At 70.6% G+C, this 14,149-nt stretch carries 15 protein-coding genes; 2 read left to right on the top strand and 13 right to left on the bottom strand.

Going from position 1 to position 14,149, the window contains the following annotated elements:
• Positions 1-144: 144 nt before the first annotated feature.
• The 4 genes from OG928_RS23070 to OG928_RS23055 form a co-directional block, all read right to left on the bottom strand.
• A complete protein-coding gene (locus OG928_RS23070; protein ID WP_406286803.1) occupies positions 145-1,080 on the bottom strand; it encodes an alpha/beta hydrolase in 936 nt (311 codons plus the stop codon).
• Positions 1,081-1,108: 28 nt separating this feature from the next.
• A complete protein-coding gene (locus tag OG928_RS23065) occupies positions 1,109-1,258 on the bottom strand; it encodes a hypothetical protein (RefSeq protein WP_406286801.1) in 150 nt (49 codons plus the stop codon).
• Between the two features lie 9 nt (positions 1,259-1,267).
• Positions 1,268-2,023 (bottom strand): glucose 1-dehydrogenase, encoded by a 756-nt coding sequence (locus OG928_RS23060; RefSeq protein ID WP_406286800.1) that lies wholly within the window; start codon positions 2,021-2,023, stop codon positions 1,268-1,270.
• A gap of 197 nt (positions 2,024-2,220) precedes the next feature.
• On the bottom strand, positions 2,221-3,360 hold the full coding sequence (locus tag OG928_RS23055) for an LLM class flavin-dependent oxidoreductase (protein ID WP_406286798.1): 1,140 nt from the start codon (positions 3,358-3,360) through the stop codon (positions 2,221-2,223).
• Between the two features lie 118 nt (positions 3,361-3,478).
• Between OG928_RS23055 and OG928_RS23050 the strand changes: the two genes are divergently transcribed.
• Positions 3,479-4,051: a PadR family transcriptional regulator gene (locus OG928_RS23050; RefSeq protein ID WP_406286796.1), complete on the top strand. Its 573-nt coding sequence runs from the start codon at positions 3,479-3,481 to the stop codon at positions 4,049-4,051.
• 159 nt (positions 4,052-4,210) lie between these two features.
• Here OG928_RS23050 and OG928_RS23045 read toward each other — a convergent pair whose 3' ends face one another.
• The 9 genes from OG928_RS23045 to OG928_RS23005 all read right to left on the bottom strand — a co-directional run bounded on the left by OG928_RS23045 (position 4,211) and on the right by OG928_RS23005 (position 12,919).
• On the bottom strand, positions 4,211-4,852 hold the full coding sequence (locus OG928_RS23045; protein WP_406291143.1) for a histidine phosphatase family protein: 642 nt from the start codon (positions 4,850-4,852) through the stop codon (positions 4,211-4,213).
• Complete coding sequence (gene rsfS, locus OG928_RS23040) at positions 4,849-5,280, bottom strand: ribosome silencing factor (protein WP_406286794.1); 432 nt, start codon at positions 5,278-5,280, stop codon at positions 4,849-4,851. Before rsfS ends, OG928_RS23045 begins: the two co-directional genes overlap by 4 nt.
• 192 nt (positions 5,281-5,472) lie before the next feature.
• A complete protein-coding gene (locus tag OG928_RS23035; protein ID WP_406286793.1) occupies positions 5,473-7,500 on the bottom strand; it encodes an LCP family protein in 2,028 nt (675 codons plus the stop codon).
• Entirely contained in the window at positions 7,497-8,099 is a 603-nt protein-coding gene (gene nadD / locus OG928_RS23030; protein ID WP_406286791.1) for a nicotinate-nucleotide adenylyltransferase, read from the bottom strand. Before nadD ends, OG928_RS23035 begins: the two co-directional genes overlap by 4 nt.
• Positions 8,100-8,120: 21 nt before the next feature.
• Positions 8,121-8,954: a carbohydrate ABC transporter permease gene (locus tag OG928_RS23025; RefSeq protein ID WP_406286789.1), complete on the bottom strand. Its 834-nt coding sequence runs from the start codon at positions 8,952-8,954 to the stop codon at positions 8,121-8,123.
• A complete protein-coding gene (locus OG928_RS23020; protein WP_406286788.1) occupies positions 8,951-9,892 on the bottom strand; it encodes a carbohydrate ABC transporter permease in 942 nt (313 codons plus the stop codon). Before OG928_RS23020 ends, OG928_RS23025 begins: the two co-directional genes overlap by 4 nt.
• Positions 9,889-11,184, bottom strand: coding sequence for an extracellular solute-binding protein (locus OG928_RS23015; protein WP_406286787.1), 1,296 nt, complete (start codon positions 11,182-11,184; stop codon positions 9,889-9,891). The genes OG928_RS23020 and OG928_RS23015 overlap by 4 nt, the downstream gene beginning before the upstream one ends.
• A gap of 114 nt (positions 11,185-11,298) precedes the next feature.
• On the bottom strand, positions 11,299-12,558 hold the full coding sequence (locus tag OG928_RS23010) for a TerD family protein (RefSeq protein ID WP_406286785.1): 1,260 nt from the start codon (positions 12,556-12,558) through the stop codon (positions 11,299-11,301).
• Positions 12,559-12,769: 211 nt separating this feature from the next.
• Positions 12,770-12,919 (bottom strand): hypothetical protein, encoded by a 150-nt coding sequence (locus tag OG928_RS23005; RefSeq protein WP_406286784.1) that lies wholly within the window; start codon positions 12,917-12,919, stop codon positions 12,770-12,772.
• 160 nt (positions 12,920-13,079) lie between these two features.
• Here OG928_RS23005 and OG928_RS23000 point away from each other — a divergent pair, with 160 nt between their 5' ends.
• The gene (locus OG928_RS23000) at positions 13,080-14,144 is read left to right on the top strand and encodes a M48 family metallopeptidase (protein WP_406286782.1); all 1,065 of its coding nucleotides are present in this window, start codon (positions 13,080-13,082) and stop codon (positions 14,142-14,144) included.
• Positions 14,145-14,149: the final 5 nt, after the last annotated feature.

Genomic DNA, 14,149 nt, shown 5'->3' with positions numbered 1-14,149 from the left:
AAGAATTCTCCGACCGAACAGGAACCCCGGGCCCCGCGCTCCCAGGTCCCGCACTCCCGGGTCCCGCGCCGACAGGCCCCGCGCTCCCCAGGCCCGCCCGCAACGCCGCGACCGCGTCCGCCCACGCCGGCGCGACCGCCGGGATCACCGCGCCCATCCCGATCGAGCCGTGGAACATGCCGGGGTACCGGCCGTAGGTCGCCGGCACCCCGCGTCCGCGAGCCGCCGCGCGTACGCCACGCCCTCGTCCCGCAGCGGGTCGAGCGCCGCGGCGACCACGTGCGCCGGCGCGAGGCCGGCCAGGTCGTCCGCGTGCAGCGGCGACGCGTACGGGTGCGCGGCGTCGCCGTCCGGGCCGATGTACTGCTCCCAGAACCAGTCCATGTGCACCGCCGTCAGGAAATAGCCCTCGGCGTTCTCGCGGTACGACGGCAGGGCCCGCGTGTGGTCCGTGACGGGGTACACGAGCAGCTGGAACGTCGGCTGGACCACCCCCCGGTCACGCGCCATCAGGCACACCGCCGCGGCCAGGTTCCCGCCCGCCGAGTCGCCCGCGACCGCGACCCGCTCGGGGTCGCCCGCGATGCCCACACCCAGGTCGGCGGCGTGCGCGCGGGTCCAGGTGTACGCCGCGTACACGTCCTCGGCCGGACCCGGGAAGCGCGTCTCGGGCGCGCGCCGATAGTCCACCGAGACCACGATGGCGCCGCTCGCGTTGGCCAGACGACGAACGGTCTCGTCGTGCGAGTCCAGATCGCACAGGACCCACCCGCCGCCGTGGCTGTACACCACCACGGGCGGTGCGCCCTCGACGTCGACCGGGCGGTGGATCCGGACCCGGAGCTCGCCGCCCGGACCGGGGATGGTCCGGTCCAGGACCTGCGCGACGGGCGTCGGCACGACCGGCGGCCGCGGGACCGCGGCCATGAAGGCCCGCGCCTCGGCGGCGTCGAATCCCGGGCCGATAGGGGGGAACGCGGCCGTCATCAGATCGACGATCGCGCGCGCACCCGGATCCAGCCCGTCCCGCGGATCCGGCGCGTCGTGCGCGTCCTGTGCGTTCTGCGCGTTCTGCGCCATAAAGCGGGTCAGCCTCCCATGACGTACTTCACGGTCGGACCGGTGGTCCAACCGCCGTCGACGGCCGGCCCATCGGAGTGTTCGGGTAGTCGCCCTCGCCGGCCTGCGCGTACTGCTCGGTCATCGGCGTGTGGATCATGCCGGGGTGCACCGAGATGCCCGGGCGAGGACGCCGCACCCGACCGCGCTATCCCCGCACCGGCGGCACGATGCCCGCCATCGAGCCACCGTCGATCACGAACTCGGCACCGGTGATCCACGAGGACTCGTCGGACGCGAGGAAGACCACCAGGTCGCCGACGTCCTCCGGCTCACCCACCCGACGCAGCGGCACGGTGGGGAAGTTGCCCGCACCCCGCGTGAAGCGGTTGCCGACCATCGGGGTGTCCACGGCGCCGGGGTGCACCGAGTTGACCCGGATCCCGTACTCGCCCAGTTCGAGCGCGGCGGTCTTGGTCAGCCCGCGAATCGCCCACTTGGACGACCCGTACGCCGCGTGCCCGGGAATGCCCTGCAGCCCCGCGAGCGACGAGATGTTGACGATCGAGCCGCCACCGTTCGCCCGCATCAGCGGAGCCACCGTCTGAATCCCGTGAAAGGTGCCGAACAGGTTGACCTTGAGGATCTTGTCCAGCCCCTCGGCCGTCTCCTCCAGGATCGGCTTGGTCCACAGGATCCCCGCGTTGTTGACCAGGACGTCGACCCCACCGAACTCACGCACGGCGGTCTCCGCGACCACCGCCCAGTCCGCCGCGCTGGACACGTCGTGCCGCACGAACCGGGCCCGATCCCCGATCCCCGCCGCCACCTCGGCGCCCTCGTCCTCGAGCAGGTCGGTCAACACGACCGAGGCACCCCGCTCGACGAACAACCGCGCCTCGGCCGCTCCTTGCCCTCGCGCCGCGCCGGTGACGATCGCGACCTTCCCGGTCAGATCAGCCATGCGTACCGCCTCCACATATCCGTCCACCACGCCCGGAGCCGAACCATCGCCACCGACTCTGCCCGACAAGACCGTCGGATCCGGTCCTCCGCACCGGATCCGACGCCCTGCCCCCACTCGCGACGGCGTAACCGACCGCCGTCCCGACCAAGCTCCAACCCCGCACTCCCGCGACCCGAGAGCCCCGAGTCCCGGCCCTAGCTCCCGTACTTGGCCCGGAAGTGCGGAATGACGTGCTCGCCCCAGATTCGAATGGTCTCCATGCAGTCCTCCTGCGGAACCGTCCCCATCTGGATCAGGCACATGATCTCGTCCGCCCCCGCGTCGATCAGCTTCTGCACGTACCCGATCGCGTCCTCGGCCGTCCCGTACGCGTGGTTGATGTTGAACGTCGCCGTCGCGTTCACCGTGACCGGGATCTTCGCCTCGTGCAGCATGGCGACCTGCTGCTCGGCCGCCTCGTTGATCACCGCGACCTCGTCGCGACCCTCGACCACGGCCTCGTCCGGGATGCCGGACTTGCCGCCGGAGAACCAGTGCGCGATCGACTGCGCGAAGAAGCGCTGACCACGCGCGCCGACCTGGCGGGCCCGGGCGCCGTCCTCGGACACGATCGTCGGGCACAGCGCGACGAGGTGGTCGTTCGTCACCGACGACACGAACCGGTCGCCGGTCCGCTCCTTGATCGCGTCGCGGTAGATCTTGTTGAGGTTCGCGACCTCCTCGGGGCCCGCGAACCCGAGCACGAGCGCGCCGACGCCGTACTCGGCCGCCTCGACCAGGCTCGGTTGCTTGCTGCAGGCCAGGAACAGCGGCGGGTGCGGGGTCTGCATGGGCCGCGGCAGGATCGGGTGCGAGCCCTCGATGTCGAGCACGTCACCGTGCCATTCGAGCTCGTCCTTCTGCCACGCGGCGCCGATGATCCGCAGCGCCTCCTCGACCTGGGCCTTGGTCTGCTCGATGTCCACGCCGACCAGCGACGACTCCTGGAGCGTGCCGCCGCGGGCCGCGCCGACGTCCAGGCGACCGCCGGAAAGCGTGTCGAGCATGCCGATCCGCTCGGCGACGCGCGCCGGGTGGTTGAAGTTGAACGGCATACAGACCGCGCCGTGCGCGATCCGGATCCGGCTGGTGCGCGCGGCCACCCAGGTCAGGAAGATCTCCGGGGCGCTCATGTGCGAGTACCACTTGGTCGAGTGGTGCTCGACGGCCCAGATCCGGTCGAAGCCCATCTCCTCGGCGTATACGGCCTGATCCACGGAGTTGAGGATGACCTCACGCTCGTGCTCTGCCGTGGGGTTGGCCATCTGGGCTTCGAAGATCATCGAGAACTGCATGCCGTACTCCTGGTGCGCGAGGCGTGGAATACTTCAATTAGATGTATGACGGCTAGTCAGGTCAATAGGCAGCTGACGTAGAATCAGAAAAAGTTGGCGCGTACCGATGGAGGCCACGATGACGGGGGACCCACTCCCGAAGCTGCCCGCAACCGCGTGGGCCGTGCTCGGCCTCTTGTCGTTCCCGGGCGAGCGCTCCGGATACGACCTCAAGAAGTGGGCCGACGCGTCACTGCGCTTCTTCTACTGGAGCCCGGCACTCAGCCAGATCTACAGCGAGCTCAAGCGCCTGGAGCAGCTCGGCTTCGCCGTCTCGCGCATCGCGTCCCAGGACGAACTGCGCAACAAGCGGCTGTACAGCATCACCGACGCCGGCCAGGCGGCCCTGGCGACCTGGGCCCGCGAGACGCCGGCCGGACCGCCGGTGCTCAAGCACGGGGTCGCGCTCCGGGTCTGGCTGGGCCACCTCAGCGAGCCGGAGGAGTTGCGCAAGACGCTCGTCGAGCACCGCGACCACGCGGCGAACACACTGGACGAGGTACGCGCGAGCGAGGACTCGGCGCAGGACCGCTGGCCGTTCCCGGCGCTGGTGCTCAAGTGGAGCGAGCGCTACTGGCAGTCCGAACGCGACCTGGCCGACGGGATGCTGAGCGACCTGGAAGAGCTGTACCGCAAGCAGGACGAAGCCTGACGGACATCGGGCGGACGGGCGGACGGACGGACCCGAAAACAAAAACGACCTTGGAGCCGAGGGGCGCCCGTCGGGGCACCCCTTACTCCAAGATCGTCGCTGTCCCGGGTGACCCCGGCGACCCCCACCGATGCGGCGCGAGCCGTCGGCGGTCGGCCGTCAGACGTCGTCGCCGATGACCGGCTCGGGCAGCGTGCCCGCGTTGTGCTCCAGCAGCCGCCAACCGTTCGCGCCCGGCCCCAGGACCGACCAGCAGCAGTTGGACAGCGCGCCGAGCGCCCCCCACGACTCGCGGGGCAGGCCCAGCATCGCGCCGATCGCGCAGCGGATCGCGCCGCCGTGTGAGACCACCACGAGCGTGCCCTCGTCCGGGAGCTTCTCGACCGCGAGCTCGATCGCTCCGGCCATCCGGTCGCCGACCTCGCTCTCCAGCTCGCCGCCGCCGCGCCGCACGGGCTCGCCGCGGCGCCACGCGGCGAACTGCTCGGGGAAGGTCTCCTCGATCTCGCGGTTCGTCAGCCCCTGCCACTCCCCCGCGTACGTCTCGCGCACGGCGGGGTCGAACGTGACCGGGACGTCGACGAGGCGAGCCAACTCGGCCGCGGTGTCCATCGCGCGACGCAGGTCGGACGCCACGATCGCGTCCGGCTCCAGGGCCGCGAGCAGCCGGGCCGAGCGCCGGGCCTGACCGATGCCCGCCTCGGTCAGCGGGATGTCGGTCTGGCCCTGGAAGCGCCGCTCGACGTTCCACGTGGTCTGGCCGTGCCGCCACAGCAGGACACGGCGCCCCTTGCCGCTCAGAACGAGTCCTCCGCCGCCTCCGCCGCGTGGGCCGCCTCGGCTGCCTTGGCCTGCTCGTTGCCGAGCCGGACCGACTCCGGCAGCTCGATCCGCGGGCAGTCCTTCCACAGCTTCTCGAGCGCGTAGTAGGCCCGCTCCTCGGCGTGCTGGACGTGCACCACGATGTCGATGTAGTCGAGGAGGATCCAGCGCCCTTCGCGCTCGCCCTCGCGGCGGGCCGGCTTGGCGCCGAGCTCGCGGAGCGCTTCCTCGACCTCGTCCATGATCGCCTTGACCTGACGGTCGTTGGCCGCCGAGGCGAGCACGAACACGTCGGTGATCGTGATGACCTCGCTCACGTCGTAGGCGACGACGTCGGTGGCGAGCTTCTCTGCACATGCCACGGCAGCCGCGGTGGCGAGCTCCAGGGCGTGGGGGGTTGCGGTCACGGTTCGCTTCCTGCGGACGACAAGGGGATTACCGTTCAGGGTCTCACACGCGGGGCCTGGACCGGCCACCCGTTATTCGCGGAGCACGGCCCGACGCGCGGCCCGGACGCCCGCCCGTTCGGGGGCCCGGGCCCGAACCGGAGCCCGGGCGCCCGCGAGCGACGACTCGCGGACGCCCGGTGCCGGTCGCGCCTACGGCTTGGGCGGATCGTACGGATAGTCCTGACCGAGCGTGACGACCACGTCCGCGAGCATCTCGCCCTCGGCCTTCTTGACCGCGGTCGCGGGCAGGTGCAGGGTCAGTGCGACCTGGGTGGCGGCCTCCTTGCGGGCATCGTCGACGTACTGCACGGTCGACGTCGGTTGGGTGCGCTTGCCCTGGACACCGCCCGGGACATAGGTGTTGCCGGCGTTCAGCAGACGCGTGTGCGCGTCCTCCTGGGCGCCCGTCTTGCCGCTCGCGTCGTCCACCATGACTCGCGCGGGGCCGGTCTGGATGCGGCCCTGGCGGATGGTGCCGCCGAGCAGGCCGCTGACGATCGGCAACGCGGCCTGGGTGTCCAGGCTTCCCTCCGGGGACACCGGCAGCGCCCGGACCTCCATCTTCTTGGCCTGGGTGGCCTTGGCCAGGTTCGCCAGGAGCGTGCTGAGCTTGTCGTCCGGCAGGGACGGGTCCGGCAGGTTGGCCATGTTGGCCAGCAGCGTCAGGATCGCGTCGGGCTCGGTCGGCAGTGCGCTCAACAAGCCTTGCAGCACCCGCCCGAAGCGGTCGCCGGAGATCGCGGGAGGCTCGCCGGCCGAGCGGAAGTTCGCGAAGGCCAGCGCCGCGAGACCGTTCGCCGGGTTGCGGCCCTGCGTCACCAGGGGCTTGCCGTCGGGGGCCTTGATCGCGACGTCGGCGTTCAGCTGGATGCCGCCGGTGAGGTCGACGAGCCCCTGCAGGACCGGCTCGGTGACCACCCACGAACCGTCGAGCCGGACGCCGAGCAGGTCGGACAGCGCGTCCCGGGACGCGCCGGGGCCCTCGTCGGCCATCAACTGGCCGAGCGGGTACGAGCTGTTGTCCGCGTTGACGATGGTGACCGAGGACACGCTGACCATCGACGCGGAGTTCGCCGCGGGGTCGACGGTCAGGATCGCGTTGGCCGACGCGCGGCCCTCCTTGTCGCGCAGCTGGACCAGGACGGCGCCCCGCTTCGGGGCCGCCGCCGCGGCCTTGTCCTCACGCAGCCACAGGTCCCACGCGAAGTACCCGCCGGTGCCGACCAGCGCGATCGCCACCACGACCGCGAGCGCGACCAGCTTCTGCCGGATCGCCCTGCGCTTCTCGTCGCGCCGCTCGGAGCGGGTCTCGGCGAAGGACAGCCAGTCGATGACGTCCTCGGCCTGCTCGCTCTCGTCGTCGACGAACGCGAACTCGTCCGACCCGTACCCGGGCCGACCCGGGCGACCGGTGCCCGGCCGACGCGTCCGCGGCTGCGGCACGCGGCCGTCGTCGGCCGGGGAAGGGGCGGGCGTGGGAGGCGCGCTCGGGGTGGGCCGGGGCGAAGCCGGGCGGACCGGGGTCGAGGCCGACGCCGGCGTCGCGGTCCCGGCCGGATTCACGCTCGGGGTCGGGATCGGAGCCGCGATCGGCGCGGTGGGCGCGGGCCGGCTCGCCGGCACCACCGGCTGTTCGGGCGGTTGTTCGTAGTAGGCGGCGGGTTGCTGTTGGTAGTAGCCCTGCTGATCCGGGACGCCGGACCGGCCGTACGCCGGGTCCTGGTAGCCCTGCTGCTGCGGCTGCGGATTCGCCTCGGCCGGATGGGCCGCGCCGCCATAGGTGTTCGGGTCGTACGTGTTCGAGTCGTACGCGTTCGGGCTGTACGCGTTCGGGTCGTAGCCGCCGCCTGTCCCGTAGGCGTTCGGATCGTACGTGCCGGCTCCGGCACCCGTGTCGTACCCGCCCGTGTCGTACCCGGTCGGGGCGGCGTAGGTCCCGGGGTCGTACGCGTTCGGGTCGTAGGTGTTCGCGTCGTATTGATACTGCTGCGGAGAGAAGCTCACCGGATCGAGCCCGCCCGGCCCCGTTCCGGGCTGCCCCGGCGGCTGCGGATCGTAGCCCGTGTAGGCGCCGTCCGGTCCGTACGAGCCATGGCCCGGCTGTTGCTCCCGCGCCTGTCCGCCGTCCCCTCGCTCGGTGCCGTAAGGCTCCCACTCGCGTTGGTCGTCGTTGCTCACGAAGCTCCCCGGTACAGCCCCCGCTTGCTGATGTATTGGACGACCCCGTCCGGCACGAGATACCAGACCGGATCGCCCCCGGCCACCCTTGCACGGATGTCGGTCGACGAGATGGCCAGTGCGGGGACCTCCACCAGGCTCACGCCGCCGTCCGGGAAACCCGGGTCGGACAGAGTGTGCCCCGGACGGGTGCAACCCACGAAATGCGCCAGCTCGAACATCTCGTGCGCGTTGTGCCAGCCGAAGATCTGGGACAGCGCGTCGGCACCGGTGATGAAGAAGAACTCGGTGCCCTCGGGAGCCGCCTCGCGCAGGTCGCGCAGGGTGTCGAGGGTGTACGTCTCACCCGCTCGGTCGATGTCGACCCGGCTGACCGAGAAGGTCGGGTTGGACGCGGTCGCGATCACCGTCATCAGGTACCGGTCCTCGGGCGGGGACACCTCCTGCCCGCCCTTCTGCCACGGCCGGCCGGTCGGTACGAACACCACTTCGTCGAGCCCGAACTGGCCCGCGACCTCGCTCGCGGCGACGAGGTGCCCGTGATGGATGGGATCGAAGGTGCCGCCCATGACACCGACACGTCTGTTCCGCTCGCTCATGGCGGGAGAATCTATCGCTCCTTACTCCTTGACCGCGCCCGAGGTGATACCCGCGACAATCCGCTTCTGGAAGACCAGGACCAGGATGACCACCGGAATGCTCACCACGACGGACGCGGCGGCGATCGCGGCGGTGGGCTGTTGGAACTGCGACGCGCCCGTGAAGAAGGCCAGCGCGGCCGGGACCGTACGGGAAGCGTTGGTCGACGTCAGCGACACCGAGAAGACGAAGTCGTTCCAGGCGAAGAAGAACACCAGGATCGCGGTGGTGACCACGGCCGGGATCGCCATCGGCGCGATCACGTAGCGAAACGCCTGCCACCCGGAGGCGCCGTCGATCCGCGCCGCGTCCTCCAGGGCCCACGGGATCTGCTTGAAGAACGACGTGAGGGTCCAGATCGACAGCGGCATCGTGAAGGACAGGTAGGGCAGGATCAGGCCGATCCAGGTGTCGAACAACCCGATGGTGCGCCACATGTCGAACAGCGGCCCGACGACCGCGATCGTGGGGAACATCGCGATCGCCAGCGCGCCGAGCAGGATCAGCCGCTTGCCGGGGAACTCCAGGCGCACGATCGCGTACGCGGTGCCGGTGGCACACGCGACCGCGATCACCGTGGCGATCACCGAGATGCCGATCGAGTTGCGCAGCGCGTCGGTGAACAGGTCGTTCCGAAAGACCGTCCGGTAGTTCTCCCAACTCCACTTGCTCGGGAGGAACTTCGCGTTGTTGATGTCGTCGCCGCCCTTGAACGACAGCGACACCATCCACGCCAGCGGCAGCACGGTCATCGCGATCACGAGGACACTGACCAGGACGCGGGCGCCCTCGCGGGCCGGGCTCGTGTGACTCACGCGGGACTCCCGAGCTTGCTCACGTCGGTGCGGAAGAGCTTGATGAACAGGAAGGCGATCAGCAGCACGCACGCGAACAGCAGGACGGAGATCGCCGAGCCGAGACCGAGCGCCGTGCGGCTGACCAGCTGCCGGTAGGCCAGGAAGGACACCGTCTCGGTGTCGTTGGCGCCGCCGGTCATCACGAACACCGAGTCGAAGATCCGGAACGCGTCCATGGTGCGAAACAGCAGCGCGACCAGGATCGCCTGTTTCATGATCGGCAGCGTGACGCGCGTGAGCCGCTGCCACGGCCCCGCGCCGTCCACCCGCGCGGCCTCGTGCACGTCGGGCGAGACCTGGATCAGGCCGCCGAGCAGGAGCAGCGACATGAACGGCGTGGTCTTCCAGATCTCCGAGAGCGCGATCACGAACAGCGCCGACCAGCGGTGGTCGAACCACGCGACGTCGGTGCCGAACCAGTCGTTGACGAAGCCCGTGGAAGGGTCGAAGGCGTAGCGCCAGGCGTAGGCGGAGACGACCGTGACGATGCCGTACGGGATCAGCACGATCGTGCGCAGTGTGCGGCGCATGTGGAGCGCGCGCTGCATGAGCTGCGCGAGCCCGAACCCGATCACGAACTCGACGGAGACCGTGCCGATCGTCAGCACGACGGTGGTCCACACGTCGGTCCACCAGAGCGGGTCCTTGAGCACGACCCAGTAGTTCGACAGGCCCGCGAACGAGTTCGCGTCCGGGGTGGTCAGCCGCTTGTGGAAGAGCGAGAGCCACACGGCGTCGGCCAGCGGCGCGATCGCCACGAGCAGCATGATCACGACGGCGGGCGCGGAGAGCATCCACCCGGTGCGCCGCATCCGCTGCGCGTGGTCGCGCGGCTTCTTGGACTTCCCGGGCTTCTTGTGCCGGGGCGCGGCGCCGGCCGTCGATACCGTGCTCACAGCAGCACCTTGTCGTGCAGGACCCCGGTGATCAGGTCGTCGGTGTCACGGGGGGCGGTGTTCGGGTCGACGTCGGCGGGCGGGTGGTACATCCGCTGCACGGACGCGGACACGTCGTTGTAGTACGGGGTGCGCGGGCGCGGGCCCGCCTGTTCGAGCGACTCCTTGATCAGCTCGGCCATCGGCAGCGCGGCGCGCACGCGGGGGTCGTCGTAGGCGGCGGCCTTGGCCGTGGTCTCCTTCGACTCCAACATGTACGTGATCTGGTTCTCCAGGGTGCCCGCGCACTGCACGGCCTGTACCGCCGCCGCGCTGTGTTTGCCGTACTCGCTGACCCCCAGGGCGATCCCGCCGAACGGCGGCTTGGAGACCTTGCCGGCGTCGGTCCGCGGGTAGCGCGCCCAGCCGTAGTCGTCGAGGATCTCGCGCGAGAGTTGGCCGTCGGCGACCGCCTCGGCGGCGGCGCCGTGCGCGTAGGTCCAGTTGACCATGAAGCCGCCGGCGCCGGACTGGAAGGTGACCCGGGTGTCGTCCTCGATCGAGGTCGCGAGGTTGGGCGGCGCGGCTGAGGAGCGGCCGAGCCGGCGCATGATCTCGGCGGCCCGTTTGCCCGAACCGTCCTGCTGGAGCGTGGGTTTCAGGTCGACGCCCTTCTCGACGTCCCGCACGATCGCGCCGCCCGCGCCGGCCACCAGGCCGTTGACCCAGACCGTGATGCCCTCATAGCGCTTGGCGGGCACGGAGATGGTCTTGCGGGTCTTCTCGGCGACGTCGATCAGCTGATCCCAGGTGACCGGGCGGTCGAGGTCGAGCCCGGCGGCGGCCGCGACCGACTTGCGGTACCACAGGAGTTGGGTGTTCGCCCGAAACGGTGCCGCGACCAGTCGGCCCCGCCAGCCCGAGGACTCCACGGCGCTGCCGAGCATGCCCTCGGTCAGCACCGCCGCTTCGGCGGCCTCGAACGGCCGCAGGAAGCCCGCCTCGGCGAACTCCGGTACGAAGACCGGGTCGAGCGCCATGATGTCGATCGACGAGTCCTTGGCGGCGAGCCGGCGCACGAGTTGCTCGCGCTGCCCGGACGCGTCGGTGGGCAGCACCGAGACCTTGACCCGGTAGGCCCCGTCGGACGCCTGGCTGCATCGCTCGGCGAGCTTCTGATAGGCCCCGTTGTCCGGCGGGACGTACCAGTTGAGTACCGGCGGCCCCGAACTCCCGCCCCCACACCCGACCGCCGAGGCGACGAGGGCGAGCGCGACGGCCCAGAGTCCGCGACGGCACAGCGTGTGGTTCACCGGGTCAGCAGATCAAGGGATCACCGGTTATCGCTTTATTTACCCCCGAATGGGGGCGTGTCGGGCCGATCGGGTGACGGCGGCCCGGGCCTCGTCGCGTTCCGGGCCGCCCGCTCAGCCACTCACCGCGGTCAGCGTCCAGGGGCCGTCGGCTTCGAGTTCGATCAGGCAGGGGCCCTTGGGCAGGATCGACTCGCCGTCGTAGTCGCCGATGGCGTTGGCCAGGGTGCCGAGGTAGGTGTCCGCGCCGGCGTGTTCGGCGAAGGTGCCGACGATGAAGTTGCTCGCGCCGCGGTGGGTCATCGCGAGCACGGTGCGCGGTCCGTCCCAGCGCACCGTCTCGGGGCCGGTGCCCTCCAGACGGTCCGTCAGGAGCCGGGCGGCGTCCGGGGTGAACAGCCGGACGGTCCACTCGCCGTCGGCCTCGATCTTCAGGCGGGTGGTCGTGCCGCCGCGTTCGTCGACCAGGGCCCGGCCGCGGTACGCGCCGATCGCGTTGGCCAGGAGCTTGTCCGTCTCCAGCTCGGAGTCCAGGGTCCACACCACGAAGTTGTCGGTGCCGCGGGCCTCCAGCTCGATCAGGAAGGGGCCCGATTCGACCGGTCGGGTAAAGGTGAGCACCCTGTCGCCGCGGCCGTCGTGGGTGGCGGGGGCCGGCGCGGAAGCGGAAGGAGGAGTGGAAGCCGGCGACTGCTCCACGTCGGCGGGCGGTTGGGGAGCCTGGCCGGGAGCCGGCTCCGGGTCCGGGTCCGGGTCCGGGTCCGGGTCCGGGTCCGGGTCCGGTTCGAGGGCCGACTCCGGCTCGGAAGCGGGCTCGGCTGCCTCGATGGGCTTGATGGGCTCGGCCGCCGGCTCGACCTCCTCGACCACCATCACCGCCGACGCGATCAACGTCTGTTCCGGGTCCGCGCCCAGATCGCGCACGAGCTGGTCCAGGCCCTCTTCGTAGCCCTGCCCCACCGCAGCGAAGCGCCACCCGTCGCGCCGGTACACCTCGGCCAGGATCAGCGCGCGTTCACGCGTCAGGTCCTCGACCGGCAACACGAAGCGGCCGATCTCGCCGTCGGCGCCGAGCACCCGGATCAGCGATCCGTCGCCGAACCCCGGCGCCTGTGCGCCGATCGCGAAGACCAGCCGGTCCACCACGTCGTCCACGGCGGACAGGTCCACGTGGAACTCGGCCGTGCCGGTGCCGCCGGCGACCAGCGCGACCGCGCTGGTCAACGACGCGGGACGGGCCGTACAGACCACATCCGGTTCCGCCGAACCGAGGCTGAAGCAGTACGCCGCCAGGCCCTCGCCCGACACCTCGATCTCCACCCTGATGGCGGAATCGTCCAGCCTCGCCTTCTCGCCCATGGCGAATGTGCGCATCGAGCCCTCCCCGGCCTCCCCTGACGTGGCGTCACCATAACGCGCACGACAAAGCGCCGGGATGGCAACGTGGCACCCCGGCGATCCGGTACAGGATCGGCACACCGCACGCGACGGTCCGTGTTCGGCGGCCCGATATGACGGCCCCGGCAAGTGCCGTGTGTAACAGCCCTGCTCGGCGACCCTTGTTACGCGGCGCTGCCCGCCCGACTCAGCGGTCCTTGTTGAAGCGCGTGACGATGAACAGCAGTACGAGAAGCGCGGCCAGCGCGCCGATCCCGGCGCCCAGACCGTTCAGGTTCTCGTGCTTGCCGCCCTCGTTGGCCAGCGTGGTGAGGACGGTCGTCGCGTGCTCGCTCATCCGTGGTCAGCCCTTGCGTAGTTTTTACCGACGTGTGCGGACGACATGGTACGGGCGCGGAGAGTGAGTCGCGCGGCCAGGTTCCCGGGGGCGACCCTCTGCTTCCGCGAGCGGACACACCTAGTCTGGGGGCAGATAGGTCGAGGCAAGGGGGCACAGCATGCCGGACGACAAGACGATCGGGCCCTTCGAGGGGCGCAGGCGCTTCCCCGGGATCTCCTCCCGGGCGTACGAACATCCCGCCGACCGTGCCGCGCTGGTGGCGATGCGTCGGCTCAGCGGGTTCGACACGGTTCTCAAGCAGATGTCGGGGATGGTCTCCGAACGCGCGATCCGACTCGCGTTCCTCGCGGGCTCGGTGCGCGTGGGTGAACAGCAGTTCCATCGACTGCACGAGATGAGCCGCGAGGCCGCGTACATCCTGGACCTGCCGCGCGTACCCGAGTTGTACGTCATGCAGGACCCGCAGCCGAACGCGATGGCGATCGGCATGGACAAGCCGTTCATCGTGGTCACTTCGGGGCTCGTCGAACTGCTCGACGACGACGAGATGCGCACGGTGATCGGACACGAGACCGGGCACATCCTGTCCGGGCACGCCGTGTACCGCACGATGCTGCTGATCCTGACCCGGTTCGCCTCCGCGCTGTCGGGGATCCCGCTCGGCTCGCTCGGCGTGCACGCGATCATCGCCGCATTGCAGGAGTGGTTCCGCAAGTCGGAACTGTCGTGCGACCGCGCGGGGTTGCTGGTCGGGCAGGACCCCGAGGTGTCGATGCGGGCGCTGATGAAGGTCGCGGGCGGCTCGCAACTGCACGAGATGAGCACGGACGCGTTCCTGGAGCAGGCCGCGGAGTACGAGGGCGCGGGCGATCTGCGCGACAGCGTGCTCAAGCTGATGAACCTGCTCGGCCGTTCGCACCCGTTCCCGGTGGTCCGCGTCGCCGAGCTGCGCAAGTGGGCGGACGGCGGGGAGTACACGCGGATCATGGCGGGCGACTACCCGCGCCGCGAGGACGACCCGAACGCGTCGGTGCGCGAGGAGGCCAAGGCCTCGGCGAACGCCTACCGCGAGTCGGTACGCACCACCACGGACCCGTTGTTCGGCCTGCTGCGCGACCTCGCCGACGGCGCGGCGGACGCGGGCGGCAAGCTGCGCGAAAAGTTCGCGGGGCGCCGGGACGAGCCGGGCGCGACTCCCACGAACGGCGCGGGCGGCGCCTGAGCCTC

The organism is Embleya sp. NBC_00896 (genome assembly GCF_045207785.1).
Taxonomy (GTDB): domain Bacteria; phylum Actinomycetota; class Actinomycetes; order Streptomycetales; family Streptomycetaceae; genus Embleya.
Note: the sequence above shows the minus strand (reverse complement) of the source record. Positions and strands in the feature narration are given on the sequence as shown.

Coding starts and splice junctions, on each gene's coding strand:
- OG928_RS23070 (WP_406286803.1), bottom strand. CDS start 1,080: ATGGCGCAGAACGCGCAGAACGCACAGGACGCGCACGACGCGCCGGAT.
- OG928_RS23050 (WP_406286796.1), top strand. CDS start 3,479: ATGACGGGGGACCCACTCCCGAAGCTGCCCGCAACCGCGTGGGCCGTG.
- OG928_RS23005 (WP_406286784.1), bottom strand. CDS start 12,919: ATGAGCGAGCACGCGACGACCGTCCTCACCACGCTGGCCAACGAGGGC.
- OG928_RS23000 (WP_406286782.1), top strand. CDS start 13,080: ATGCCGGACGACAAGACGATCGGGCCCTTCGAGGGGCGCAGGCGCTTC.
- OG928_RS23010 (WP_406286785.1), bottom strand. CDS start 12,558: ATGCGCACATTCGCCATGGGCGAGAAGGCGAGGCTGGACGATTCCGCC.
- OG928_RS23055 (WP_406286798.1), bottom strand. CDS start 3,360: ATGCAGTTCTCGATGATCTTCGAAGCCCAGATGGCCAACCCCACGGCA.
- OG928_RS23060 (WP_406286800.1), bottom strand. CDS start 2,023: ATGGCTGATCTGACCGGGAAGGTCGCGATCGTCACCGGCGCGGCGCGA.
- nadD (WP_406286791.1), bottom strand. CDS start 8,099: ATGAGCGAGCGGAACAGACGTGTCGGTGTCATGGGCGGCACCTTCGAT.